General features: G+C 60.8%; 22 protein-coding genes, 2 tRNA genes and 1 rRNA gene. 7 read left to right on the forward strand and 18 right to left on the reverse strand.

Annotated elements, in window-relative coordinates; translation table 11 throughout:
* Positions 1–114 precede the first annotated feature (114 nt).
* The 12 genes from AC3B5Q_RS22070 to mrcB form a co-directional block, all read right to left on the reverse strand.
* Positions 115–190, reverse strand: a tRNA-Ala gene (locus AC3B5Q_RS22070).
* 96 nt (positions 191–286) lie between these two features.
* Positions 287–363 (reverse strand) — tRNA-Ile (locus AC3B5Q_RS22075).
* Between the two features lie 87 nt (positions 364–450).
* Positions 451–1,987 (reverse strand): 16S ribosomal RNA (locus AC3B5Q_RS22080).
* Positions 1,988–2,860: 873 nt separating this feature from the next.
* Positions 2,861–3,472 (reverse strand): protein-methionine-sulfoxide reductase heme-binding subunit MsrQ, encoded by a 612-nt coding sequence (gene msrQ / locus AC3B5Q_RS22085; RefSeq protein WP_084850154.1) that lies wholly within the window; start codon positions 3,470–3,472, stop codon positions 2,861–2,863.
* Positions 3,472–4,485, reverse strand: a complete 1,014-nt coding sequence (gene msrP / locus AC3B5Q_RS22090) for a protein-methionine-sulfoxide reductase catalytic subunit MsrP (protein WP_021784769.1) — start codon at positions 4,483–4,485, stop codon at positions 3,472–3,474. Before msrP ends, msrQ begins: the two co-directional genes overlap by 1 nt.
* A 79-nt stretch (positions 4,486–4,564) precedes the next feature.
* A complete protein-coding gene (gene pssA, locus AC3B5Q_RS22095) occupies positions 4,565–5,416 on the reverse strand; it encodes a CDP-diacylglycerol--serine O-phosphatidyltransferase (RefSeq protein WP_021784770.1) in 852 nt (283 codons plus the stop codon).
* 150 nt (positions 5,417–5,566) lie between these two features.
* Complete coding sequence (gene ilvC / locus AC3B5Q_RS22100; protein ID WP_021784771.1) at positions 5,567–6,583, reverse strand: ketol-acid reductoisomerase; 1,017 nt, start codon at positions 6,581–6,583, stop codon at positions 5,567–5,569.
* Positions 6,584–6,638: 55 nt separating this feature from the next.
* Complete coding sequence (gene ilvN, locus AC3B5Q_RS22105) at positions 6,639–7,130, reverse strand: acetolactate synthase small subunit (protein WP_003250040.1); 492 nt, start codon at positions 7,128–7,130, stop codon at positions 6,639–6,641.
* 1 nt (position 7,131) lies between these two features.
* The gene (locus AC3B5Q_RS22110; RefSeq protein WP_028697593.1) at positions 7,132–8,856 is read right to left on the reverse strand and encodes an acetolactate synthase 3 large subunit; all 1,725 of its coding nucleotides are present in this window, start codon (positions 8,854–8,856) and stop codon (positions 7,132–7,134) included.
* Between the two features lie 408 nt (positions 8,857–9,264).
* Positions 9,265–9,597, reverse strand: coding sequence for a YqcC family protein (locus AC3B5Q_RS22115; RefSeq protein WP_021784773.1), 333 nt, complete (start codon positions 9,595–9,597; stop codon positions 9,265–9,267).
* Positions 9,597–10,382, reverse strand: coding sequence for a tetratricopeptide repeat protein (locus tag AC3B5Q_RS22120; protein WP_021784774.1), 786 nt, complete (start codon positions 10,380–10,382; stop codon positions 9,597–9,599). Before AC3B5Q_RS22120 ends, AC3B5Q_RS22115 begins: the two co-directional genes overlap by 1 nt.
* A 15-nt stretch (positions 10,383–10,397) precedes the next feature.
* The gene (gene mrcB, locus AC3B5Q_RS22125) at positions 10,398–12,719 is read right to left on the reverse strand and encodes a penicillin-binding protein 1B (RefSeq protein WP_021784775.1); all 2,322 of its coding nucleotides are present in this window, start codon (positions 12,717–12,719) and stop codon (positions 10,398–10,400) included.
* A gap of 115 nt (positions 12,720–12,834) precedes the next feature.
* Here mrcB and AC3B5Q_RS22130 point away from each other — a divergent pair, with 115 nt between their 5' ends.
* Positions 12,835–14,397 carry a bifunctional aminoglycoside phosphotransferase/ATP-binding protein gene (locus AC3B5Q_RS22130; RefSeq protein WP_135192632.1) on the forward strand — a complete coding sequence of 521 codons (1,563 nt, stop codon included), beginning with the start codon at positions 12,835–12,837 and terminating at the stop codon, positions 14,395–14,397.
* 158 nt (positions 14,398–14,555) lie between these two features.
* Positions 14,556–14,858 carry a TfoX/Sxy family protein gene (locus AC3B5Q_RS22135; protein ID WP_021784777.1) on the forward strand — a complete coding sequence of 101 codons (303 nt, stop codon included), beginning with the start codon at positions 14,556–14,558 and terminating at the stop codon, positions 14,856–14,858.
* A 155-nt stretch (positions 14,859–15,013) separates the two neighbouring features.
* Here the strand turns inward: AC3B5Q_RS22135 and AC3B5Q_RS22140 are convergent, their stop codons facing one another.
* The 4 genes from AC3B5Q_RS22140 to AC3B5Q_RS22155 all read right to left on the reverse strand — a co-directional run bounded on the left by AC3B5Q_RS22140 (position 15,014) and on the right by AC3B5Q_RS22155 (position 18,688).
* Entirely contained in the window at positions 15,014–15,898 is an 885-nt protein-coding gene (locus AC3B5Q_RS22140) for a ChaN family lipoprotein (protein WP_021784778.1), read from the reverse strand.
* A 104-nt stretch (positions 15,899–16,002) separates the two neighbouring features.
* Positions 16,003–16,770, reverse strand: coding sequence for a heme ABC transporter ATP-binding protein (locus AC3B5Q_RS22145; RefSeq protein ID WP_021784779.1), 768 nt, complete (start codon positions 16,768–16,770; stop codon positions 16,003–16,005).
* Positions 16,770–17,753: a FecCD family ABC transporter permease gene (locus AC3B5Q_RS22150; RefSeq protein WP_172402780.1), complete on the reverse strand. Its 984-nt coding sequence runs from the start codon at positions 17,751–17,753 to the stop codon at positions 16,770–16,772. Before AC3B5Q_RS22150 ends, AC3B5Q_RS22145 begins: the two co-directional genes overlap by 1 nt.
* A 50-nt stretch (positions 17,754–17,803) precedes the next feature.
* Positions 17,804–18,688, reverse strand: coding sequence for a heme/hemin ABC transporter substrate-binding protein (locus AC3B5Q_RS22155; protein ID WP_053870477.1), 885 nt, complete (start codon positions 18,686–18,688; stop codon positions 17,804–17,806).
* A gap of 147 nt (positions 18,689–18,835) precedes the next feature.
* Here AC3B5Q_RS22155 and AC3B5Q_RS22160 point away from each other — a divergent pair, with 147 nt between their 5' ends.
* Positions 18,836–19,153: a Rieske (2Fe-2S) protein gene (locus AC3B5Q_RS22160; RefSeq protein ID WP_028697598.1), complete on the forward strand. Its 318-nt coding sequence runs from the start codon at positions 18,836–18,838 to the stop codon at positions 19,151–19,153.
* On the opposite strand, the gene sfsA is transcribed toward AC3B5Q_RS22160, so the two are convergent.
* Together sfsA and AC3B5Q_RS22170 are read right to left on the reverse strand one after the other, a co-directional pair.
* Entirely contained in the window at positions 19,143–19,856 is a 714-nt protein-coding gene (sfsA, locus tag AC3B5Q_RS22165; protein ID WP_053870478.1) for a DNA/RNA nuclease SfsA, read from the reverse strand. The two genes, AC3B5Q_RS22160 and sfsA, sit on opposite strands and share 11 nt — an antisense overlap.
* Positions 19,856–21,028, reverse strand: coding sequence for a pyridoxal phosphate-dependent aminotransferase (locus tag AC3B5Q_RS22170; protein ID WP_021784784.1), 1,173 nt, complete (start codon positions 21,026–21,028; stop codon positions 19,856–19,858). Before AC3B5Q_RS22170 ends, sfsA begins: the two co-directional genes overlap by 1 nt.
* Before the next feature lie 210 nt (positions 21,029–21,238).
* Between AC3B5Q_RS22170 and dksA the strand changes: the two genes are divergently transcribed.
* From dksA to AC3B5Q_RS22190, 4 genes are all read left to right on the forward strand, one after another.
* On the forward strand, positions 21,239–21,685 hold the full coding sequence (gene dksA / locus AC3B5Q_RS22175; protein ID WP_003250009.1) for an RNA polymerase-binding protein DksA: 447 nt from the start codon (positions 21,239–21,241) through the stop codon (positions 21,683–21,685).
* 63 nt (positions 21,686–21,748) lie between these two features.
* Positions 21,749–22,636, forward strand: coding sequence for a tRNA glutamyl-Q(34) synthetase GluQRS (gluQRS, locus tag AC3B5Q_RS22180; RefSeq protein ID WP_033730627.1), 888 nt, complete (start codon positions 21,749–21,751; stop codon positions 22,634–22,636).
* Between the two features lie 244 nt (positions 22,637–22,880).
* Complete coding sequence (locus AC3B5Q_RS22185) at positions 22,881–23,057, forward strand: hypothetical protein (RefSeq protein WP_003250005.1); 177 nt, start codon at positions 22,881–22,883, stop codon at positions 23,055–23,057.
* Positions 23,041–26,016 (forward strand): sensor histidine kinase, encoded by a 2,976-nt coding sequence (locus AC3B5Q_RS22190; RefSeq protein ID WP_021784785.1) that lies wholly within the window; start codon positions 23,041–23,043, stop codon positions 26,014–26,016. Before AC3B5Q_RS22185 ends, AC3B5Q_RS22190 begins: the two co-directional genes overlap by 17 nt.
* Positions 26,017–26,020: the final 4 nt, after the last annotated feature.

Below are 26,020 nucleotides of genomic sequence, written 5' to 3' on the forward strand. Positions count from 1 at the left end.
GTGTTCAGTCTATATCTATCACATATCCGAATTTTTAAAGAACGATCTGACAAAAGTCAGAAATCAACATTCGATACGAATGCTCATTTCTGAGTTTGATCAAGGTACAGCAAGTGGTGGAGCCAAGCGGGATCGAACCGCTGACCTCCTGCGTGCAAGGCAGGCGCTCTCCCAGCTGAGCTATGGCCCCGCATATTGGTAGGCCTGGGCAGATTTGAACTGCAGAAGAGCCGTCCTCACCACTCTTTATCCAGAGGCATGGGGTGCTCAACATTCCAACCAAAATTGGTAGGTCTGGGCAGATTTGAACTGCCGACCTCACCCTTATCAGGGGTGCGCTCTAACCAACTGAGCTACAGACCTAAGGGTAAAACTTTGGGTCTCGATCGTCTTTATACAATGAATCAAGCAATTCGTGTGGGAGCTCATCAGCAGGCTGATGTCGTCGATTAAGGAGGTGATCCAGCCGCAGGTTCCCCTACGGCTACCTTGTTACGACTTCACCCCAGTCATGAATCACACCGTGGTAACCGTCCTCCCGAAGGTTAGACTAGCTACTTCTGGTGCAACCCACTCCCATGGTGTGACGGGCGGTGTGTACAAGGCCCGGGAACGTATTCACCGCGACATTCTGATTCGCGATTACTAGCGATTCCGACTTCACGCAGTCGAGTTGCAGACTGCGATCCGGACTACGATCGGTTTTGTGAGATTAGCTCCACCTCGCGGCTTGGCAACCCTCTGTACCGACCATTGTAGCACGTGTGTAGCCCAGGCCGTAAGGGCCATGATGACTTGACGTCATCCCCACCTTCCTCCGGTTTGTCACCGGCAGTCTCCTTAGAGTGCCCACCATTACGTGCTGGTAACTAAGGACAAGGGTTGCGCTCGTTACGGGACTTAACCCAACATCTCACGACACGAGCTGACGACAGCCATGCAGCACCTGTGTCAGAGTTCCCGAAGGCACCAATCCATCTCTGGAAAGTTCTCTGCATGTCAAGGCCTGGTAAGGTTCTTCGCGTTGCTTCGAATTAAACCACATGCTCCACCGCTTGTGCGGGCCCCCGTCAATTCATTTGAGTTTTAACCTTGCGGCCGTACTCCCCAGGCGGTCAACTTAATGCGTTAGCTGCGCCACTAAAATCTCAAGGATTCCAACGGCTAGTTGACATCGTTTACGGCGTGGACTACCAGGGTATCTAATCCTGTTTGCTCCCCACGCTTTCGCACCTCAGTGTCAGTATCAGTCCAGGTGGTCGCCTTCGCCACTGGTGTTCCTTCCTATATCTACGCATTTCACCGCTACACAGGAAATTCCACCACCCTCTACCGTACTCTAGCTTGCCAGTTTTGGATGCAGTTCCCAGGTTGAGCCCGGGGCTTTCACATCCAACTTAACAAACCACCTACGCGCGCTTTACGCCCAGTAATTCCGATTAACGCTTGCACCCTCTGTATTACCGCGGCTGCTGGCACAGAGTTAGCCGGTGCTTATTCTGTCGGTAACGTCAAAACAGCAAGGTATTAACTTACTGCCCTTCCTCCCAACTTAAAGTGCTTTACAATCCGAAGACCTTCTTCACACACGCGGCATGGCTGGATCAGGCTTTCGCCCATTGTCCAATATTCCCCACTGCTGCCTCCCGTAGGAGTCTGGACCGTGTCTCAGTTCCAGTGTGACTGATCATCCTCTCAGACCAGTTACGGATCGTCGCCTTGGTGAGCCATTACCCCACCAACTAGCTAATCCGACCTAGGCTCATCTGATAGCGCAAGGCCCGAAGGTCCCCTGCTTTCTCCCGTAGGACGTATGCGGTATTAGCGTTCCTTTCGAAACGTTGTCCCCCACTACCAGGCAGATTCCTAGGCATTACTCACCCGTCCGCCGCTGAATCAAGGAGCAAGCTCCCGTCATCCGCTCGACTTGCATGTGTTAGGCCTGCCGCCAGCGTTCAATCTGAGCCATGATCAAACTCTTCAGTTCAATACTGCTTGGGTTTTTAAGAAACCCTAAACTTGGCTCAGCAATCTCAAATGACTATGTGATTTCTCGCATGGTCACTTGTGATGCTGATAATCTTTTTGACTATCAGTCCGTACTCACAAGCACCCACACGAATTGCTTGATTCGATTTGTTAAAGAGCGTTTGGTTAAGAGCTTTTCGTCTCAACCGAGGCGCGCATTCTACGCTTTCCTCAGAGCCTGTCAAGCGTTTATTTTGAAGTTTTTTGCGAGAAACTCGTTTAGCTTCAAACACTTGGCTCGCTGCGATCTCTCGTAGCGGGAGGCGAATCATACAGCACTTAGAAGCACTGTCAACCACCTTTTCAACCGCTTTCGATCATTCGATCGTAGCCCTCTAGCTTTCGCCTTAACTACTTAACTCGTTGAATATCAAGGAGTTTTTCGTTCCGATGTCGCTGGAAGTGGGGCGCATTATAAGGGGATTCGAAAGCGCGTCAACCTTTAATTTCATTTATTTGGAATATTCCAGGTGAAGACCGTATCAAGGCCACCAGGTGCTCGCCGCAACACATTCAGCGCCTGTGAGATCGAGCGCCGCCCGCGCGGCGCATCGCGAGCTGCGCTCGCTCCTACGTTTGTTTCGGGCCAATTATGCCTGTGGGATTTGCGCGCGAACGCCTTGGCGCATGGCGCGATATCGCGTCGTACAAACAAGGCGGTCGCGCGCGTCTATCACAGGCGTGACTGGCCCGAAACAAACGTAGGAGCGAGCGCAGCTCGCGATGCGCCGCGCGGGCGGCGCTCGATCTCACAGACACCAGAGAAACAAAGGCGGGCCCCCTCCACAGCCATTGCTATCTCAAGACAGGCCCGTGGCAGCCCCACCCCCTCTCAAACCGCCCTACCCTGCCTCCTGGCAACCCTGGGAAGAGCCCGCGCAACAGCAGGTATCCGCAACACCATCAACACAGCCCCAATAAACGCATAGATCGACCATTCCCGAAGGTCGGAACGCACGATCCAGAGGAAATGCAGCAAGCCCAACCCAAGCACCGCATACACCAACCTATGCAGCTTCTTCCACCGCGCCCCCAGCCGCCGTTGGCTGTACCGGTTAGAGGTAACCGCCAACGCCAGCAAACCCAGGAAGCCCAGCGCCCCCACAATAATGTAGGGCCGCTTGCTGAGTTCCACCGCCAACTGCCCCCAATCCAGCCCAAGAATGAAAAACAGGTAAGCCAGTATGTGCAGCACTATATAAGCGAACACCCACAACCCCAGCTGCCGGCGAACCACGATCCAGCCAGACCAGCCCGTCAACTTCTGCAGAGGGGTCATGCTCAAGGTCACCAGCAAGAAGGTAAGCGCCCCGAGCCCAAGGCGGTCCATCATGATCTTCCCGGGGTCAGGCCCCAGCAGGTTCATCGCTGCTTCATATAGCCACCACATCGGAAACAGGCAGCCTACGACGAAGATGGCCAAACGAAACCAGGGGTAACGCATCAGTAGTTCTTCCGCAGATCGAGCCCGGCATAGAGCGACGCCACTTCATCAGCATAGCCATTGAACATCTGGGTCTCCCGCACGTTGGGACTGAACAGTCCGCTGGGCAAGCGACGTTCGCGCGCCTGACTCCAGCGCGGGTGGTCGACTGTAGGGTTCACATTGGCATAGAAGCCATATTCATCCGGCGCCAGCCCTTCCCAGGTAGTACCGGGCTGCTCCGCTACCAGGCTGATGCGCACAATCGACTTGATGCTCTTGAAGCCATACTTCCAAGGCACCACCAGACGCAACGGCGCGCCGTTCTGGTTGGGCAGCTCCCGGCCGTACATACCCACCGCGAGAATTGCCAACGGGTGCATCGCCTCATCCAGGCGCAACCCTTCTCTATAAGGCCAGTCGATCAAGGCGAATCCTGAGCGCTGCCCGGGCATATGCTGCGGATCGTTCAGCGTTTCGAAACGCACATAACGCGCCTTGGAAGTAGGCTCGACCTGCTTGAGCACCTGAGCCAAAGGGAACCCCAGCCACGGAATGACCATCGACCACGCCTCAACACAGCGCAGCCGATAGATCCGCTCCTCAAGCTGATAGGGTTTGACGAAGTCCTCCAGTGCATAGCGTCCGGGTTTGCCAACCTCACCATCCACCACAACAGACCACGGTTCGGTCTTCAGGCTGTCGGCATTGGCCGCCGGGTCGCCCTTGTCGGGCCCGAACTCGTAGAAGTTGTTGTAGTGAGTGGCATCCTTGAATGGCGTGATCGCCTCGTCCTTCACCGTCACCGCTTGCCAGTGCGTGGCCGCGAGCTTTTCAGTGAACCAGGCTGGTGCGACCCCAGCCTGCACATCAGCATAACGGGACACTTGCGCCGCGCCCACCCCGCCCGGTAATGCGCCTAGCGCCAAGCCAGCCAATGAGCCGCCCAGCAGGGTACGACGGGAAAGGTAAATGCCTTCGGGGGTGATCTCCGACGCCTTGCACTCGGAAGACCTGGGAAGCTTGATAAGCATGAACGGCTCCATAGCACTGAGTAACGGATGTACCAGTAAGACTATGGAGCCGTGAGGTTATTCCAGCGTTAAGTGATTTTCACACTTTGCGACGGCGTGCCTTCAGCAGGAACTGGATCGGCCCCGATGCTGCATAGGCAAGGAAGATCAACAGAAGGATACGCGGAGGGTCGCTGAACACGACGGCAAACACCAGCACCACCGCCAGGATCGCCACGAACGGCACGCGCCCCTTGAGGTCCAGCTCCTTGAAGCTGTTGTACTTGATGTTGCTGACCATCAGCATGCCAGCAGCAGCCACCAACAGCGCCACCAGGAACGACAGCTTGGAGCCCTGAATGCCATAGTCGCTGAACGCCCATACGGTGCCCGCCACCACACCGGCGGCAGCCGGGCTGGCCAGACCGATGAAGTAGCGCTTGTCGGCGGTACCGACCTGGGTATTGAAACGCGCCAGGCGCAACGCGGCACCGGCCACATAGATGAATGCAACCATCCAGCCGACCTTGCCCATGTCACCCAGCGCCCAGCCGAAGGCCAGCAAAGCCGGGGCCACGCCGAAGGCGACCATATCCGATAGCGAGTCATACTCGGCACCGAAGGCACTCTGGGTGTTGGTCATGCGCGCAACGCGGCCGTCCAGACCGTCGAGCACCATGGCCACGAAAATGGCGATAGCGGCAAAAGCGAAGTACTTGCTCGCCTCGCGCGGGTCGCCGGCACTCAGGGCGCTCTGTGCGCTCATCGAGCTGATGATGGAATAGAAACCGGCAAACAGGTTGGCGGTGGTAAACAGGTTGGGCAGCAGGTAGATGCCGCGGTGGCGCACCTTACGGCCTTCGGCGTCATGCCCTTCTTCAACGTGCTCATCGACAGGTAGCAGGCTTTCGGCGTCGGAGGGCTTGTTCGGCTCTTCGGGACGTTCGCTCATGGAGGGTACCTTGCAACAGGATGGAAAATGTTCGACACGGGCCCGCGAAACAGGTTCTGACAGCGAGCCACTGGTCTGCTTTATACCAGAAGCGGGATGCCAGAACGAAAAAACGCGGCCAAAGCCGCGTTTTTCATCTTTCGATAAGACTTAGTTCTTGGTCTTGTCGACGATTTTGTTAGCCGAGATCCACGGCATCATCGAGCGCAGCTGCTCACCGATGATTTCGATGCCGTGAGCGGCGTTGTTGCGACGCTTGGCGGTCATCGATGGGTAGTTGGTAGCACCTTCGGAGATGAACATCTTCGCGTACTCGCCGTCCTGGATGCGCTTCAGAGCATTGCGCATGGCCTTGCGGGATTCTTCGTTGATGACTTCCGGACCAGTCACGTACTCACCGTATTCGGCGTTGTTGGAGATCGAGTAGTTCATGTTGGCGATGCCGCCTTCGTACATGAGGTCTACGATCAACTTCAGCTCGTGCAGGCACTCGAAGTAGGCCATTTCCGGCGCGTAGCCAGCTTCGACCAGGGTTTCGAAACCGGCTTTGACCAGTTCGACAGTACCGCCACACAGAACAGCCTGCTCACCGAACAGGTCGGTTTCGGTTTCGTCCTTGAAGGTGGTTTCGATGATGCCGGTGCGGCCACCACCCACGCCCGAAGCGTAGGACAGCGCGACATTCTTGGCGTTGCCGGAAGCGTCCTGGTAGATAGCGATCAGGTCAGGGATGCCGCCGCCTTTGACGAACTCGGAACGAACGGTGTGGCCCGGGGCTTTCGGCGCGATCATGATCACGTCGAGGTCGGCACGCGGAACAACCTGGTTGTAGTGGATCGAGAAACCGTGCGAGAAGGCCAGGGTAGCGCCCTTCTTGATGTTCGGCTCGATTTCGTTCTTGTACAGAGTGCCCTGGAATTCGTCCGGGGTCAGGATCATGACCAGGTCAGCCGCAGCGACAGCGGTAGCAACATCAGCAACTTTCAGGCCGTGAGCTTCAGCCTTGGCAACGGTAGCCGAACCTTTACGCAGACCGACGGTAACGTCTACACCGGAATCTTTCAGGTTGCACGCCTGAGCGTGGCCCTGGGAGCCGTAACCGATGATGGCGACTTTCTTACCCTGGATGATGGAAAGGTCGCAGTCTTTATCGTAGAAAACTTTCATGAAAATACCCCTGGTTATATCTCGGCCCCTGCGGAGCCATCGCTAATTTTTAAATTTAGATGCTGAGCACTTTGTCGCCACGGGCAATGCCGGTAACGCCGCTGCGCACGGTTTCCAGAATCGATGCAGTGCCGATCGCCTGGATGAAGCTGTCCAGTTTGTCGCTGGTACCGCTCAGCTGCACGGTGTACACGCTGGCGGTCACGTCGACGATCTGGCCGCGGAAGATATCCGTGGTGCGCTTGATCTCGGCGCGCTGGGCACCGGTGGCCTTGACCTTGACCAGCATCAGTTCACGCTCGATGTGAGCGCTTTCCGACAGGTCGACAAGCTTGACCACTTCGACCAGCTTGTTCAGGTTCTTGGTGATCTGTTCGATCACTTCGTCATGGCCAACGGTGGTCAGCGTCAGACGCGACAGGGTCGGGTCTTCGGTCGGCGCTACAGTCAGGCTTTCAATGTTGTAGTTGCGCTGGGAGAACAGGCCGACCACACGGGACAACGCACCTGGTTCGTTTTCCAGCAGCAGGGAAATGATGTGCCGCATATCAGGTACGCTCCGTCTTGCTCAGCCACATGTCACGCATCGAGCCATCCTTGATCTGCATCGGATAGACGTGCTCACTGCGGTCAACCGCGATGTCGATGAACACCAGACGGTCCTTCATCGCAAACGCTTCTTCCAGCTTCGGCTTGAGGTCTTTCAGGCTGGTAATGCGGATACCCACATGGCCATAGGCCTCGGCCAGCTTGATGAAGTCAGGCAGCGACTCGACGTATGAGTGCGAATGGCGACCGTTGTAGGCCATGTCCTGCCATTGGCGGACCATGCCCAACACACCGTTGTTCAGGTTGACGATCTTCACCGGCAGGCCGTATTGCATGCAGGTGGACAGCTCCTGGATGTTCATCTGGATACTGCCTTCGCCGGTCACACAGGCCACGTCCTGATCCGGGAAGTTGAGCTTGATGCCCATCGCCGCCGGGAAGCCGAAGCCCATGGTGCCCAGGCCACCGGAGTTGATCCAGCGGTTTGGCTTGTTGAAGCGGTAGTACTGCGCGGCAAACATCTGGTGCTGGCCTACGTCGGAAGTGACGAAGGCATCGCCATTGGTCACTTCGCACAGTGTCTCGATGACTTTTTGCGGTTTGATGACGTTGCCATCGCCCTTGTCGTAAGGGAACAACTCGCCATTGCCACGCCATTCGTCAATCTGCTTCCACCAGGCATCCAGCGCCGCCTTGTCAGGCTGCTCGCCGATTTCCTTGAGGATGCCGAGCATTTCGCTGAGCACGCTGTCGACCGGGCCGACGATCGGCACGTCGGCCTTGATCATCTTCGAGATCGACGCCGGGTCGATGTCGATGTGGATGATCTTGGCATTCGGGCAGAACTTGGCCGGGCCGTTTACAACGCGGTCGTCGAAACGCGCACCGACGGCAAAGATGACGTCGGCATTGTGCATGGCCATGTTGGCGGTGTAGCTGCCATGCATGCCAAGCATGCCGAGGAACTGGCGGTCGGTACCCGGGAAGCCACCCAGCCCCATCAGGGTATTGGTGACCGGCAGGTTCAGCGACTTGGCGATTTCAGTCAGGGCTTCGGAGCCACCGCCGAGGATCACACCGCCACCGGAGTAGACAACCGGGCGCTTGGCAGCCAGAAGCATCTCGGCAGCCTTGCGGATCTGCCCGGAGTGACCGCGGACCGCCGGGCTGTAGGAGCGCAGCTTGACCTTTTTCGGGTAGACGTATTCAAACTTTTCAGCCGGGTTGGTCATATCTTTTGGAATGTCGACCACGACTGGACCTGGGCGACCGGATTGCGCCAGGTAAAAAGCTTTTTTCAGAATTTCAGGGATCTCGGTCGGGTTCTTGATCATGAAGCTGTGCTTCACGATCGGCCGCGAGATACCGATCATGTCGGTTTCCTGGAAGGCATCGGTGCCCACCATGGTGCTAGGCACCTGGCCGGACAGGATAACCATCGGAATCGAGTCCATGTAGGCGGTGGCAATGCCGGTAATGGCATTGGTCGCGCCAGGACCGGAGGTTACCAGTACCACACCGGCCTTGCCGGTGGCACGAGCGTAGCCGTCCGCCATATGGGTTGCCGCCTGCTCGTGACGAACCAGGATGTGTTCCACTTCCGGTTCTTTGAACAGTGCGTCGTAAACATGCAGGAGAGCACCACCAGGGTACCCGTAGATGTGCTTAACGCCTTCGTCACGCAAGAAGCGGACGACCATCTCAGCGCCAGATAAAAGCTCCACGTTGTTCACCTCTAAAACGCCAGAATACCGCCCTCACTGGACGGGTCTTAATAGGTTTACTGCCAAGCAGAGCATGAGCGAACGTCAGCACTGACTGAGCAAGTATTGGGAGATCCCCAGAGTGTTGCGGGGGTTTCCCACCCAGCGCGAGGTAACGCGTTGCGGGGTGTAACAGGTCGGCGCGGGTGTGCACCTCATGATCTGCTTAGCGGGTCTGCTTCTGGCAGTCCCTCTACAGCGGAAGTTGGATTCTTGTGATTCGGCGCCAACAAGTCAAGAAAAATTATTGCCAATTTTTCCCCAAGATGAATTCCTGCCACCACTAAAAATCGCTTCAGCAGCAGAATTAAGAAGATTTCCAATAAAAAGGGCCACAATCTGCGGCCCTAGAAGGAAAAACTGAAGAAATCAGGCGGAAGGAGCGATCAATTGATCAAAAGCTGCCAACAGGCGCCGTAGCTCACGACTTTGCTCCGGCCGGTCGGTAAACACGGTTTCGGCCATGACAAGGATGCTCGATGCATTGGGCAACGGGTGGCCCAGTTCGATGATGATTTTCATGCGGGGCAGGAAGATCCATTGCAGCCACTGCTCAAAATTGAGGGTATCCACGGCGAACGGCACCGTACTGGCCAGCGCCTCGTCGCTTGGCGGCTCGTCATCCCACCAGCCTTGCACCTGCAGTTCACGCTCGATCAATAGCAGGTGGTCGGCAATATCCAGAATGCGCTGCTCGATCATCACGAATTGACCCGCGCCTTTTGCCGGGCCAGCGCAGCGCCAGCGCTGTCACCCTGCTTTTCACGCGCCTGGGCGATCGTGTTCCATAGCTCTGCCTGCAGGCTTGGGCGGCCGTTGGCGTAGGTCAGAGCGCGACGCGCCAACTGCTCGGCCTGCGCTGCATCACCTTGCGAGAGGCGCACCTGGGCCAGGCGATACAGCACCTGCGGCTCACGCGGAGCAATACGCTGGGCACGCTCCAGGCTCGAGGCGGCACCGTTGAAGTCGCCACTGCCCTGCTGCGTCTGCGCAGTGGTCAGCAACGCCAGCACCGGGCCGTCCAGTTGCTCGTCGGCCGACAGACCACCGGCGGCAGCGCTGCGCGGAATACCGGTGGGCGCACTGGCGCTTTGCGGGGTGTTATTCATCGCGGCAATGTCGAAGGGTTCATCGGCAATCGGGTTGGGATTGGTGGTCATCGGTGCCGAACTGACAGGGCCTGGAGTGATGGGCCCTGGAGTGATCGGCGCTGCGCCATTGTTCGCCGGGAACGTCTGGATGCCCGAAGCACCTGCGCCCTGCGGGATCATCACGGTGACGCCGGAATCCTCCGGCAGCGTCTGCGCCTGGGCGGTGCCGGTGTTATAGCCACCCGCCGAGCGGTTGGCCGTCACGCGCTCGCTGTTGGACACGCGGGTGCTCGAATCGACCACCGGAATATTGCCACGCGGGACGCTGGAGCACCCCTGGAGCACAGCCAACGCCGTCACGGCAGGAAACAGCCACTTGTTCACGTCACACCTCATCAATGCAGCCTGTGCTTAATTCATCCAGCCCTTGACCCAGTCCATTACCGATTCGACTGGATCCTGCTCGCCGCCACAGGTTGCGCCGGCCGGCGGCTCACTCCCGCGAATATACGGCATCTGCACCGCTCCCGGACAGCTGGCATCAGACCCATGGCCAGTGTACGGGTCGATCCAGGCCTGCACCACGTTGTCCGGTTGCGGCATATCCAGTGGCAGCGGGTCGGCCTTCTTCATGAAACTGGTCCACACCTGCAGGGCTCCGGTGGCGCCGGTAAACGGTGTCTTGCCGTTATCGTCACGGCCCATCCACACCACGGCCAGCAGATCCTGACTGAAGCCGGAGAACCAGCTGTCACGCGAGTCGTTACTGGTACCGGTCTTGCCCGCCAAGGTCAGCGAGCGTGGCAAGGTGTTGTACACCGAGCGCCCGGTACCTTCGCGCATTACGCGCTGCATGGCGTTCTGCACCAGGTAGATGGCACCCGGGTCGAAGGTTTGCTGGATCTGGAACGGGTAGCGCTTGAGCGGCTCGCCCTCGGCGGTGAGCACGCTGCGGATACCGCGCATCGGCGTGTTGAAGCCACCGTTGGCGATGGTCTGATACATGGTTGCCACCTGCATCGGTGACATGCCACCAGCGCCCAGCAACATGGCCGGGAACGCTGGCCAGTCAACATTTACCCCCAACCGACCAATGGTCTTGATCACGTTCGGCACGCCCACTTCCAGGCCGAGCTTGGCGGTCGACAGGTTGTACGAGTTGGCCAGCCCCTGGTACAGGTAGATAGTGCCGTGCGGGCGACGGTCATAGTTTTGCGGGCGCCAGACTTGGCCGTCAGCCCCCTTGACCGAAAATGGCTCATCCTGCACCCAACTGGTCAGGGTGTATTTGCTCGGCTGCTCCAGCGCAGTCAGGTATACCGACGGCTTGACCAGCGAGCCGATCGGCCGCACGGCATCGATGGCCCGGTTGAAGCCGGCGAAGCCTGCCTGGCGGCTACCGATCAGCGCCTGTACTTCACCGGTCTCAGGGTTGGTCACGACCATTGCCGCTTCCACCTCGTCAGCCCCCTTGCGGCCCGACAGGCGCTTGAAGGTCTCTCTCATCGAGGTTTCGGCCTTCATCTGAAGGATCGGGTCGAAGCTGGTAAAGATGCGCAGGCCTTCTTCGGTCAAGTCTTCGTCGCGGTAGTCCTGACGTAGCTGTCGCTTGACCAGGTCAAGGAAGGCCGGGAACGAGCTGTCGGCCAGGCTGCCACGCTTGGTTACGCCCAGCGGCATTTTCTTCGCCGCATCGACTTCTGCCTGGCTGGCCACGCCCTGCTCGGCCACCAGGTCGAGCACCAGGTTGCGGCGCGCCAGGGCGCGCTCGGGGTGACGCCGCGGGTTGTAATAGGACGGCCCTTTGACCATGCCCACCAGCAGGGCGATCTGATGCAGTTTCAGCTCGGACAACGGCTGGCTGAAGAAAAACTGGCTAGCCAGGCCAAAGCCGTGCACGGCGCGTTGACCGTCTTGACCGACGAACACCTCATTGAGGTAGGCCTCAAGGATTTCGCGCTTGTCGTAATGCAGTTCGAGCAGTATCGCCATCATCGCCTCGGTCAGCTTGCGGCTGAGGCTGCGCTCGCTGCTGAGGTAGAAGTTCTTCACCAACTGCTGGGTCAGGGTACTGCCACCCTGGCGCATGGAACCGGACGAAGTATTGACCCACATGGCCCGGGCGATGGACTTGGGCGACACGCCGTAGTGGCTGTAGAAGTCGCGGTCTTCCGTGGCCACCAGGGTTTCGAGCAGATACTTGGGGACCTGATCGATCTTGATCAGGATGCGGTCTTCAAGGTTTTTCGGGTAGATGCCGCCGATCATCAGCGGCTCCAGGCGCACCACGTCAAGCGCCTTGCCGTTGGCGCCGGAAAGGCCCGCAACGTAGTCGCCAGAGAAGCGCACGCGGACGAACTGCGCCGGCTCCATGCCCTCGTAGAACTGGAAGCCACGGGTATTGAGGTCGACGGTATTGCCGTTGACGGACGCAGCGCCGGGGCCGTTAGCCGCGCTCTCGCGACGGTAGCCGAGGGCATCGAGCTCGGTGAGGAAGTCGCTCTTGCTCAACTTCTGGCCGGTGAACAGCTCCAGCGGCCGGGCATACACTTTGGCCGGGATGGTCCAGCGCTTGCCGGAGAACTTTTCCTGGACGACGGCATCGAGGTAAACCGCGAAGCCGGCGACTATCACCAGGCCTACCAGGCTGAGCTTCAAAGCCCAGCCCAGCCAGGCGCGGGAGCGGCCGGTCGGGCGTTTCTGAGGGGTACGGGAATTTCGGGTTCGGGTCATGGCGGCGGATTATACGCACTTTATAAAGGCTGGGCAGACGGCCCGGCGGTAGGCAGGGACGGCACCATTGACCATAATGGCGCATTCGAATTCCCTTGCCCCGGAAGGATTTGCCGTGAGCCAAGCTCTTATTACTGCGTTGCAGAACCCTGCCCTGTACCCTCACCCCGTGGATGGGTTTCAGCTCATCGAGACGCATATCTCCTGGGTCCTGCTCACTGGCGAGTACGCCTACAAGGTCAAGAAACCGATGAATTTCGGCTTCCTGGACTTCACCGGGCTGGACCAGCGCCGGCATTTCTGTAACGAAGAGTTGCGCCTGAACCAGCGCCTGACCGAAGGCCTGTATCTGGAAGTGCTGCCGATCACCGGTAGCGTCGACGCACCGCAGATCGGTGGCGAAGGTGAAGCCATCGAGTACGTGCTGAAGATGCGCCAGTTCCCTCAGGGCCAGATGCTCAACACCCTGCAGGCCAATGGCGAGCTGAACGCCACGCACATCGACCAGATGGCCCGGCAGATTGCCGAGTTTCACCTGCAGGCCCCACGTGTGCCGATGGAGCACCCGCTGGGCACGCCAGACAGCGTGATGGCCCCGGTGGAGCAGAACTTCGAGCAAATCCGCCCATTCCTCAGCGACAAAGCCGATCTGCAGCAACTCGACGCCCTGCAGGCCTGGGCTCGCAGCAGCTTCGAGCGCCTGCACGGCCTGCTGGAAAAGCGCAAGGCCAATGGCTTCATCCGTGAGTGCCACGGTGACATCCACCTGGGCAACGCCACCTTGATCGATGGCAAGGTAGTGATCTTCGATTGCATCGAGTTCAACGAGCCTTTCCGACTGACCGACGTCTACGCCGACACCGCCTTCCTGGCCATGGACCTGGAAGACCGAGGCCTGAAATGCCTGGCCCGGCGCTTCATCAGCCAGTACCTGGAACTGACGGGGGACTATGAAGGCCTGGAACTGCTCAACTTCTACAAGGCCTACCGTGCGCTGGTGCGGGCCAAGGTCGCACTGTTCAGCATGCCGGCCGATGCTGATGGCGTGCAACGTGCCACCACCCTGCGCACCTACCGCAATTACGCCAACCTGGCCGAAAGCTACAGTGCCATCCCGTCGCGGCTGCTGGCCATCACCCATGGCGTTTCGGCGGTGGGCAAAAGTCACGTGGCCATGCGCCTGGTCGAGGCCTTGGGTGCTGTGCGCGTGCGTTCGGACGTGGAGCGCAAGCGCCTGTTCGGCGAACAACAACAGGCCGACGCCGGCCAACTGAGCACGGGCATCTATGACCAGGACGCCAGCGCTGCGACCTACCTGCGCCTGCACGAGATAGCTGCGACCGTGCTGCGCGCCGGCTTCCCGGTGGTGCTGGACGCCACCTACCTCAAGCATGAGCAGCGCCAGGCTGCGGCAGACGTTGCCAGCCAGACCGGAGTGCCGTTCCTCATCCTTGACTGCCACGCGCCAGAGGCGGTCATCGCCAGTTGGCTGGAGCAGCGCCAGGCCGAAAACAGCGACCCGTCGGATGCCACGCTAAAGGTGATCAAGGCCCAGCAGGCAGGCCGTGAGGCGCTGGATGCGCAGGAGCTGGTGCACAGCACACGCGTCGATACCCAAACTGCCGGCAGCATGGACCAGGTGATCGAGCAGATTCGCCAGCGATTGCCTGGCCTGTAAGTTCATCATCTTCCTGTGCCTGCCGGCAAAAGGGCAGGCACAGGCCGCTCATCATCCGATGGCAAAAAGCCGCGTATTCCCGAACCCCCGCTACACTCCTCTCTGACCCTGCTCGCGATTTATCCCCCATTCCCGTTCAGCCATCGCAAGGAGGCTCGATGAACGATGAATTGCAGCATCTGAAGAACCTTGGCAAGACTTCTGCGCAGTGGCTGCATGCAGCCGGCATCCACAGTGCATCGGATTTGCGCCGCCTGGGCGCTGTGGGTGCGTACCAGGCCGTGAAAACACGAGGGTTCCGTGCATCGAAGGTGCTGTTGTATGCCATTGAAGGCGCCCTGCTGGACATGCACTGGAACGATTTGCCGCTCGAACGCAAGGAAGCACTCAACCAACAATTGGACGCGAAAAAACCTACGCAGAAAAACCAAAATAATCAGGGTAAAGGGATTGACGGCTAAATGAGAATTGTTATGATTATCGCAACTGGTCGCGAGACTGGTTGGATAAGCTAAGAGACCTTGGTTCGGACTCTCAGATTATCTCCTCATCAGGCTAATCACGGTTATTGACCCGGCAATTTGCCGGGTCTTTTTTTGCCTGTGCTTTTCAAGGATCAACGCCGCAACTGCGCACAATAATCCTGCTCCGGCATCGCTGCCGTGTACCACACATAATCAGCCTCGCCAGGCTCGATTCGCTCGCCTACCTCAGCCAGCAGCAATACCTTGCTCTCCCCCGATGCCTCTAGGTCAGCCAGATGCAAGGGTATGCCCAAGTCCTTGCGCACGTGGTAAGCCCCGGCAAACAACAGTGCCGGTTGCGGCGCCGCCTGCAAACGCTCGGCCATGCGCCGGTCGCGCTGCTGCTGAACGGCCAACATCGCCGGTAACTGGCTTTCCGGCAGCATCCCGCAATGCCCGGCGCGCACCTGTTCCAGCAAGGCAGCCTTTACCGCGGGTGCATTGGACTTTTCGCCCTGCACCGGAGCCGGTTGTCGATAGGCCTGACGCATCTCGGCGGGCGAAAGGTTGGCTGCCAGCAACGTCACCCGATGCTGCAAGGCTTCGGTGACAATCGGCCCGTACAACTGCCAATCCCAGCCCTCCTGCCAGGCCAGCGCCTTGGGCAAGTCTTCCGGCAAAGGCTGCCCCATCAGCTTGTCCACCCGTGACTGCTGTTCGGGCTGCAGCATTTCCAGCAACAGGCTGCCCTGAGTACGCTGGCTTTGAAGAGCGCGCAGCAGCCATAGCTGCAGCGCGTGATGGTCAGGGTTGTCGTGCTTCTCGCCGACAAGCACGCGGGGGGCGACAGCCAGGCGATGCACCAGCTTTTCGGGGCTTATGACCTGCTCATTGGACAGATCGACAATCTTACCCAGCTCGGCGTGGGTGCGACCTTCGCTACTCTGCCAGGCGGGCAACGGCGGCAGGCTGGCCTGACAACCGCCCAGCGCCAGTACCAGGCACAGCGAGAAACCAGACAGCAGCGGGTGTCGCATCGGCAGTTACTCCATGTCATCCACAATTTGAATGGCCTTCCCCGAGGGGGCGGATCTGTCGCGAGACAAGGCCGCTTCCACACAGGCCGTGCATGGCTTGAGAATCAACGGGTGATGATCAGCGGATGCCCGCGCTCGGGGTGCGCTTGCACCAGTACGTCGATACCGTACACCGCCTTCAGTGCCGCCGGGGTCAGTACCGCGTCGGGTGTGGCAAACGCGTGGCAACGCCCCTGCTCCAGCAACAGGATGCGATCACAGTAACGCGCCGCCAGGTTCAGGTCATGCAGGATCACCAACACTGCAGCACCGCAGTCGGCGAAACGACGTACGGCTTCCAGGGTGGTGTGCTGATGCAGTGGGTCGAGCATCGAGGTCGGTTCGTCGAGCAGCAACGTGGCCCCCTCCTCGCCCGGCCATAGCTGCGCCAGCACGCGGGCCAGGTGCACCCGTTGCCGCTCGCCACCGGAAAGCGCCAGGTAACTGCGCTCCACCAGGTGCCAGGCATCTGCCGCCTGCAACGCCGCCTCGACAATTTCCGCATCACGCCGCTGCCCGGTGCCATGAGGCATGCGCCCCATACCGACCACTTCCTCGACCCGAAACGAGAAACTCAGGCTGGACACCTGTGGCAACACTGCCAGGCGCCTTGCCCGTTCCTGCCCAGCCCAATCGGCCAGGGGGCGGCCCTGCAGCGTCACCCGCCCGCGGCCGGGCGCCAGTTCACCGCACAGCACACTCAGCAGGCTGCTCTTGCCGGCACCGTTGGGACCAAGCACACCCACTACCTGCCCCGGAGGCAACTGCAGGTGAATGTCGTGCAGCACCTCATTGCTACCCCTGCGCAGATACAGGCCCTCTACTTGCAACATCAGCCGCGCCCTCGCATCAGCAGGAACAGGAAGAACGGCGCACCAATGAAGGCCGTGACGATACCAATCGGCAGCTCGGCCGGCGCCAACAGCAGCCGCGCCGCAAGGTCGGCGAACAACATCAGCACACCGCCGGCCAGCAGCGAGGCTGGCAGCACCACACGGTGATCGGGGCCGGCCAGCAGGCGTACCAGGTGCGGCACTACCAGGCCGATGAAGCCGATCAACCCGGCTGCAGCCACTGCCGCCCCAACCCCCAGTGCCGTGCAGAACACCAGCTCACGCTTGAGCCGCTCCACGTCAACGCCCAGGTGACGCGCCTCAGACTCACCCAACAACAGGGCATTCAGCGCCTTGGCCCGGCGCGGCAACCACACCGCAACCCCTGTCGCCACCAGCAACAATGGCCACAGTCGCTCATAGCTGGCGCCATTGAGGCTGCCAAGGTTCCAGAATGTCAGCGTGCGCAAGGTGGCATCATCGGCCAGGTAAGAGAACAGCCCCACGGCCGCGCCACCCAGCGCGGTCATGGCCACGCCAGCCAGCAGCATCGTGGCAACGTTGGTCTGGCCATCGCGGCGCCCCAGGCGGTAGACCAGCGCAGTTACCCCAAGCCCGCCGACAAAAGCGCAGAACGACAGCAGATAAGGCGCGAAAGCATCCGGCATGCCGCCAAGCCAGGCGCCGCCAACAATGGCAACCGCAGCCCCCACTGCGGCACCGGCGGCAACACCTACCAGCCCGGGGTCGGCCAGCGGGTTGCGGAACAGCCCCTGCATGGCCACCCCGGACAGAGCCAGCACCGCGCCCACCGCCAAGCCCAACAGGGTGCGCGGCAGGCGGATCTGGCCAAGGATCATCTCGGCCTGCTGCAGGCCATCTTCGGAAACAGGCAGCCCCAGCAGACGCAGGCCAGCGCGCAGCGTATCAAACATCGGCAGGCTGACTGGCCCCAACGCCAGTGACAGCCAGATCGCCAACAGGCACAACAGGCTCAGGCTAATGAACAACGTACGTGGCTGGAACCGCTGTTTCATTGCGCGAAGCTGGCCTGAGCAAGGGGGTAGAAGGTGGCTGCCAGCGACTGCAAGGTCGCCGGTAGCCGAGGCCCAAGCCCGCCGACCAACAGCGTCGGGTCCAGTGAGACCAGGCGTTTCTCACGCACGGCCCGCGAGGCCGCCAGTGCGGGGTTTTCTTTCAACAGCGCCTGCAACGCCTGCCCATCGGCCAGCGCCCGGTCGGAAAACACGATCACATCCGGGTCAAGCGCCGCCAAGGCTTCGTTGGAGAAGTTCTTGTAACCTTGGTGCGCGGCCAGGTTACGCCCACCCGCCTGGCTCAGCAGCCAGTCACCGGCAGTGCCTTGCCCGGCGATCAGCGGCTTGGCCCCGGCATGGCCGACCAGCAGCAACACCCCAGGAGCCTGCTGCCCGGCCTGGGCCAGCTTGACGTTGGCATGCAACGCATCGAGCCGCTGGCGGTAGTCCGCTGCAAGCGTGGACGCTTGCTGCTCTGCGCCGAGCAACTTCCCCAGGTGCCTGAGGTTTTCATCTACCGCCGGCAGCTCGGCTTTGCTGGAGAACAACTCAACCCGCACGCCGGCCTTGCGGATTTGCGCCAGTACCGGTGGCGGGCCCATTTCCTCGGTGCCCACCAGCACATCCGGGCGCAGGCTGAGAATGCCTTCGGCCGACAGCTGTCGCTGATAACCCACACTGGGCAACGATTTCAACGAGGCCGGGTGCTGGCTGGTAGTGTCCACACCGACCAGGCGCGCTTCACCCCCCAATGCGGTTATCCACTCGCTCAAGGCGCCACCCGCGCTAACCCAGCGTTGCGGCAGCTCGGCTGCCAAGGCTTGGGTAGAGAGCACAAGGCTTGCACACAAAGCGAGAAAAGCAGTTGGACAGCGCATCATCGGGTTCCTTCTGAAGACGGCTACACGCCTTGTGGCGAGCGGCGGAACTGCGCACCATAGACAGCCAGGCGCAGCGAACGCGATCAATTTGATAATTATTCGCATTGAAGCGTCAAGCCAACATATGTTCCACGAGCCATCCTTGCCATGCACTTCCTTTGTACATCCCTCGGCCTGGCCGAGGGCCAAAGCCGCGCCTTCAGCGTAGACGGCCTCGAATTGTTCGGCGTACGCCGCCAAGGCCAGGTGTACCTGTACCGCAACCGCTGCCCGCACCGGGACATCCCGCTGAACTGGGCAGAGGACGCGTTTCTGGATGACAGCGCCAGCCTCATCCACTGCGCCCATCACGGTGCGCTGTTCCTGATAGAAAGCGGCGAATGCGTGGCAGGCCCCTGCGAGGGTGAGCAGCTGCAGCCCCTGGGCTGCCACGAAGACAGCCTGGGCATCTGGTTCAAGGGGTAAGCAACACCGGCAAGCGGCGATCGATGACGATACCCTCGGCGTCCAGCCGGGTGCCATAGGCCAGCACCTCCACCCCGTCCGCTACTGCAGCGCGCAGCGCCTGGGCGTAGGCCATATCGATTTCCTCAGCCGGGCGCACAGCGTCGATACCGGTCAGGTTCACGCAATACAGCTGCACGGCCCGCACGCCCTGCCGGGCCAGCGTTGCCAGCTCGCGCAGGTGTTTCGCACCGCGCTGAGTCACCGCATCAGGGAAGGCCGCAACTGCAGTGTCGGGGTAGCCCAGCGTCACACTCTTGACCTCGACATAGGCCGGAGCACCCTCGAACTCCAGCCGAAAGTCGATACGGCTGCCTTCCTCGCCATAGGCCACTTCGCGCTTGAGTGCAGTGAAACCAGCCAGTTCAGTGATAGTGCCGGCGCGCAGGGCCTCTTCGACCAATGCATTGGCCCGCCCGGTATTCACGCAGGCCAACCGCCCCTGGGGGGTTTCGCTGATTTCCCAAGTCCCTGGCAGCTTGCGCCTGGGGTCGTTGGAGCGGCTGAACCACACCTGCCCACCTTCACGCATACAGTTGAGCATGGAGCCGGTATTCGGGCAGTGGATAGTCATCTGCTCGCCGCTGGCCAGTTCGATATCGGCCAGAAAGCGCTTGTAGCGACGCAGCAGGCAGCCCTGCTCGAGTGACGGAGAGAAACGCATCAGCCTTGCCAGCTCCGCAGGCCACGGGCAATACGCTGCACCGCTTCTTCCAGGCGCGGCAGGCTCTGGGTATAAGCGAAGCGCACATGGTGCCCGGCCAGGTGGCGACCAAAGTCCAGGCCCGGCGTGAACGCCACGTGCTCGGTTTCCAGGAAATGTCGGCAGAATGCGAATGCGTCACCGCCAAAAGCGCTGATATCGGCATATAGGTAGAACGCGCCTTGCGGCTCGACGGCAATGCGGAAACCCAGTTCACGCAGGGCAGGCAGCAGGTAGTCGCGACGGCGGGCGAACTCGGCGCGGCGCTCTTCGAAAATGGCCAGCGCCTCGGGCTGGAAACAGGCCAGCGCGGCATGCTGGGCCATGCTCGGCGCGCTGATGTACAGGTTCTGCGCCAGTTTCTCCAGGTCGGCCACCGCACCGGGCGGGGCCACCAGCCAGCCAAGGCGCCAACCGGTCATGCCGAAATACTTGGAAAAACTATTCAGGACAAAGGCCGAGTCGTCGACTTCCAGCACGCTTGGCGCGTCCATGCCATAGGTGAGGCCGTGGTAGATCTCGTCCACCACCAGATGACCATGCCGCTCATGGGTGGATTTGGCCAGGCAGGCCAACGCTTCGCGCCCCAGCACGGTTCCAGTCGGGTTAGCCGGCGAAGCGACCAGAGCGCCGACGGTGTCCTTGTCCCAGTAGCGCTCAACCAGTTCGGCAGTCAGTTGGTAGTTAACGTCCGGGCCCACCGGTACCAATTGGGCCCCGCCCTCGACCAGGCGCAGGAAGTGGCGATTGCACGGGTAACCCGGATCGGCCAGCAGCCAGTGCTTGCCCGGGTCCACCAGCAGGCTGCTGGCCAGCAGCAGCGCGCCGGAGCCACCCGGGGTAACAAGGATGCGCTGCGGGTCGATATTCAGGCCATAGCGCTGCCCATAAAAGCCGGCAATTGCCTCACGCAGTGCCGGCAGACCGCGTGCGGCGGTATAGCGAGTGTGCCCGGCGGCCAGCGCGGCCTGGCCGGCAGCGACGATGGGTGCGGCCGTGGTGAAGTCCGGCTCGCCGATTTCCAGGTGGATCACGTCGTGCCCGGCCGCCTGCAGCTCGTTGGCCCGGGCCAGCAGCGCCATGACGTGGAAAGGTTCGATGGCGCGGCTGCGCGCACTGTAGGGTTGGGCCATGACCTTCTCTCAATTGGGTCTAAACTGGAGATTCTACCTCTGCACACCACCGAACGTACCGCTCAGGCCAGTGTCAATTAGCAGGATCGGGCGGGGTAGCGCACCCCCGATCTATCTGGTAAGTTCGGCGGCTCGCAGTCGCAGGGCCGGCGGTCGCCGGAGATGGAGCATCCTGCGCATTGGATCAGATGAGTGAGAGGCGGTCTATTCATGTCCACCCTAGAAAAGCAAAAAGCCAACCAGAATCTTTATGGGGTTGCACCCTATCAGGAGACCAAGGGTGAGGAGTACATGGGTGAGCCCATGCGCAAGCACTTCACCAAGATCCTCACTGGCTGGAAGCAAGAGCTGATGGTCGGCGTCGACAAGACCGTTGACCATATGAAAGAAGAGGCAGCCAACTTCGCAGATCCCGCAGACCGGGCATCCCAGGAAGAGGAATTCGCCCTCGAACTGCGCAACCGCGACCGCGAGCGCAAGCTGATCAAGAAAATCGATAAAACCCTGCAGAAGATTCAGGACGAAGAGTACGGCTGGTGCGAGTCGTGCGGCATCGAGATCGGCTTGCGCCGCCTGGAAGCCCGCCCAACCGCCGACCTGTGCTTCGACTGCAAGGAAATTGCCGAGAAAAAGGAAAAAACGGTCGGCAAAGGCTGATCTTTCTTCCACCTGAACGGGGCGCATCATGCGCCCCGTTTCATTTATATGCCCAGCCTGACCATGACCGACTCCAGCTACATCGGGCGCTTCGCCCCCACCCCCAGCGGCTTCCTGCACTTCGGCTCGCTGGTCGCCGCCCTCGCCTCCTGGCTCGATGCCCGCGCCGTCAACGGCCGCTGGCTGCTGCGCATGGAAGACACCGATCCGCCCCGGGAAATGCCCGGCGCCCGCGATGCCATCCTCCAGACGCTGGAACGTTACGGCCTGCACTGGGATGGCGAGGTGGTATTCCAGAGCCAGCGCCACGATGCCTATGCTGCCGTGGTAGACCGCCTGTTCAACATGGGCCTGGCGTACGCTTGCACCTGCTCGCGCAAGCAACTGGAAAGCTACAACGGCATTTACCCGGGCTTTTGCCGTAACGCCGGGCATGCCCGTGAAGGGGCGGCCATCCGCCTGCGGGTGCCGGAGCTGATCTACCGTTTTACCGATCGTGTGCAGGGTGAATACCAGCAACACCTGGGGCGTGAGGTGGGCGATTTCGTCATCCAGCGTCGTGACGGGTTGTACGCCTACCAGTTGGCCGTGGTGCTGGACGATGCCTGGCAGGGTGTTACCGACATCGTGCGTGGCGCCGACCTGCTCGACAATACCCCGCGCCAGCTGTACCTGCAGGAACTGCTGGGCTTCTCACAGCCGCGTTACCTGCATATTCCGCTGATCGTGCAGCCAGATGGGCACAAGCTGGGCAAGTCGTACCGTTCCCCGCCACTGCAGGCGGAGCATGCTACTCCCCTGCTACTGCGGGCACTGCGGGCGCTGGGGCAGGAGACGGATCCGGAACTGCTGTTGGCGACGCCAGCAGAGGTGCTGGCAGTCGCGCGCACGCAGTGGCGGCCAGAAGCGATCGCGCAGCGGACCACGGTGCCGGAGGCTGATTTGCGCTGAACCTTTACCAGCCTTTTCGCGGGCGCGCCCGCCCCCACAGGAACCACGCCGCCTTCAAGGCCTGTGGTCTACCTGTGGGAGCGGGCATGCCCGCGAAAGGGCCGGCACAGGTAAAGCCCCCCTAAAAACAAAAGCCCAGTAAATTCAAACCCTTGGCGAACGCTGTGGATTCCCGCTAGCATCCCCCCTGCCATTTGCGCCAATAATAAGTTCAAGCCCGCAGCGCCCAACCATCGAGGCCAGCATGTACATCTATCGTTTGGTCCTGCTTCTGGTCGTGGGGATCTACCTGTTCTCCCCGGCCATCATGGACTGGTGGATCGAACCGACCGGAGCCTGGTACCGCCCCTACCTGCTCTGGCTGATCCTGATCGTCGTCACCTTCATCCTGCAGAGCCAACGAGATGCCGATGAGCTTTAGCCTGACCCAGATGATCCTGATCAGCGCCGGGTACCTCATGGTGCTGTTCGGCGTGGCCTGGATCAGCGAGCGCGGGCTGATCCCGCGTTCGATCATTCGCCACCCACTTACCTACACCCTTTCGCTGGGCGTTTACGCCAGTGCCTGGGCCTTCTATGGCTCGGTTGGCCTGGCCTACCAGTATGGCTACGGCTTCCTTGCCTGTTACCTGGGGGTGTCTGGCGCATTCCTGCTGGCGCCGGTGCTGCTCTACCCGATCCTCAAGATCACCCGCACCTATCAGCTGTCATCGCTGGCCGACCTGCTGGCCTTCCGCTTCCGCAGCACGTGGGCCGGGGCCTTGACCACCATCATCATGCTGATTGGCGTGCTGCCGTTGCTGGCCCTGCAGATCCAGGCGGTGGCCGACTCGATCAGCATCCTTACCGGTGAGCCGGTCAAGGCCCGGGTGGCCTTTGCCTTTTGCACGCTGATCATTCTGTTCACCATCTTCTTCGGCTCGCGGCACATCGCCACGCGCGAAAAGCATGAGGGGTTGGTTTTCGCCATCGCCTTCGAGTCGGTGATCAAGCTGCTGGCCCTGGGCGGTATTGGCCTGTATGCCTTGTATGGCGTATTCGGCGGCCCGCACGAGCTGGAAGTCTGGCTGTTGCAGAACCAGACCGCCCTCGCCGCCCTGCACACCCCCCTGCAGGAAGGCCCATGGCGCACCCTGCTGCTGGTGTTCTTTGCATCGGCCATCGTCATGCCGCACATGTACCACATGGCCTTTACCGAAAACCTCAACCCGCGCTCGCTGGTCAGCGCCAGCTGGGGCCTGCCGCTGTTCCTGCTGCTGATGAGCCTTGCCGTGCCGCTGGTGCTGTGGGCCGGCCTGCGCCTGGGCGCCAGCACCAACCCCGAGTACTTCACCCTGGGTCTGGGCATCGCCGCCAACAACCAGGCATTGGCACTGCTGGCCTACATTGGCGGCCTGTCGGCAGCCAGCGGCCTGATCATCGTCACCACCCTGGCGCTGTCGGGCATGGCCCTGAACCACCTGGTGCTGCCGCTTTACCAGCCCCCGGCCGAAGGCAACATCTACCGGTGGCTGAAGTGGACCCGCCGTGCACTGATCGTCGCCATCATCACCGCCGGGTTCATGTTCTACCTGAGCCAGAACTACCACCAGAGCCTTGCAAACCTGGGCATCGTCGCGTTCGTCGCCACCTTGCAGTTCCTGCCTGGGGTGCTGTCGGTGCTCTACTGGCCAACCGCCAACCGCCGCGGTTTCATCGCCGGGCTGCTGGCCGGCACCCTGGTGTGGATGGTGACCATGCTGCTGCCGCTTCTCGGCAATTTGCAGGGCTTCTACATCCCGCTGCTGGACATGATCTATGTGCTGGACGATACCAGCTGGCACATGGCAGCCATCGCCTCGCTGGCGGCCAACGTGCTGCTGTTCACCCTGATCTCACTGTTCACCAACGCCAGTACCGAAGAGGTCAGCGCGGCCGAAGCCTGTGCCGTGGATAACGTGCGCCGCCCGCAGCGCCGCGAGCTGCACGCCGCCTCGCCGCAGGAATTTGCCACCCAACTGGCCAAGCCGCTGGGCGCCAAGGCCGCGCAAAAGGAAGTCGAGCAAGCACTGCGCGACCTCTACCTGCCGTTCGACGAACGCCGCCCCTATGCCCTGCGCCGCCTGCGCGACCGCATCGAAGCCAACCTGTCCGGCCTGATGGGGCCGAGCGTGGCCCAGGACATGGTCGAGACTTTCCTGCCGTACAAGTCCGGTAACGAAAACTACGTAACCGAAGACATCCACTTCATCGAAAGCCGCCTGGAGGACTACCACTCGCGCCTGACCGGGCTGGCCGCCGAACTCGATGCCCTGCGCCGCTACCATCGCCAGACCCTGCAGGAGTTGCCCATGGGCGTCTGCTCATTGGCCAAGGACCAGGAAATCCTGATGTGGAACAAGGCCATGGAAGAGCTCACCGGCATTGCCGCCAAGCATGTGGTCGGCTCGCGCCTGGTCACCATCGACGAGCCTTGGCGCGGCCTGCTGCAAGGCTTCATCAACGTGCCCGACGAGCATCTGCACAAGCAGCGCCTGGCACTGGATGGCCAGCCGCGCTGGCTGAACCTGCACAAGGCAGCCATCGACGAGCCACTGGCCCCCGGTAACAGCGGGTTGGTACTGCTGGTGGAAGACCTTACCGAAACCCAGGCACTGGAAGACAAGCTGGTGCACTCCGAGCGCCTGGCCAGCATCGGCCGCCTGGCCGCCGGCGTGGCCCACGAGATCGGTAACCCGATCACCGGCATCGCCTGCCTGGCGCAAAACCTGCGCGAGGAACGCGAAGACGATGGCGAAATCATCGAGTTGTCCAGCCAGATCCTTGACCAGACCAAGCGCGTATCGCGCATCGTCCAGTCGCTGATGAGCTTTGCCCATGCCGGCGGCAGCCACCAGAACAGCGAGGAGCCCGTGTGCCTGGCCGAAGTGGCACAAGATGCCATCGGTCTGCTGGCGTTGAACCGGCGCAATTTCGAAGTACAGTTCTTCAACCTTTGCGACCCGGACCATTGGGCCGAAGGCGACCCGCAGCGCCTGGCCCAGGTGCTGATCAACCTGCTCTCCAACGCCCGCGACGCCTCGCCGCCCGGCAGCGCCGTACGCGTGCGCAGCGAGGTTAGCGAGCACACCGTCGACCTGATCGTCGAAGACGAAGGCAGCGGGATTCCGAAGAACATCATGGACCGCCTGTTCGAGCCCTTCTTCACCACCAAGGACCCGGGCGAAGGAACCGGACTGGGGCTCGCTCTGGTCTATTCCATCGTGGAAGAGCATTATGGGCAAATCACCATCGACAGCCCGGCCGATATCGAACGGCAACGAGGCACCCGGATCCGCGTGACCCTGCCCCGGCATGTCGTAGCGACGTCCCCTGAAATTCGAGACCGTCGAGAGAATTGAATCA

It is taken from the genome of Pseudomonas sp. D5(2026) (assembly GCF_057766845.1).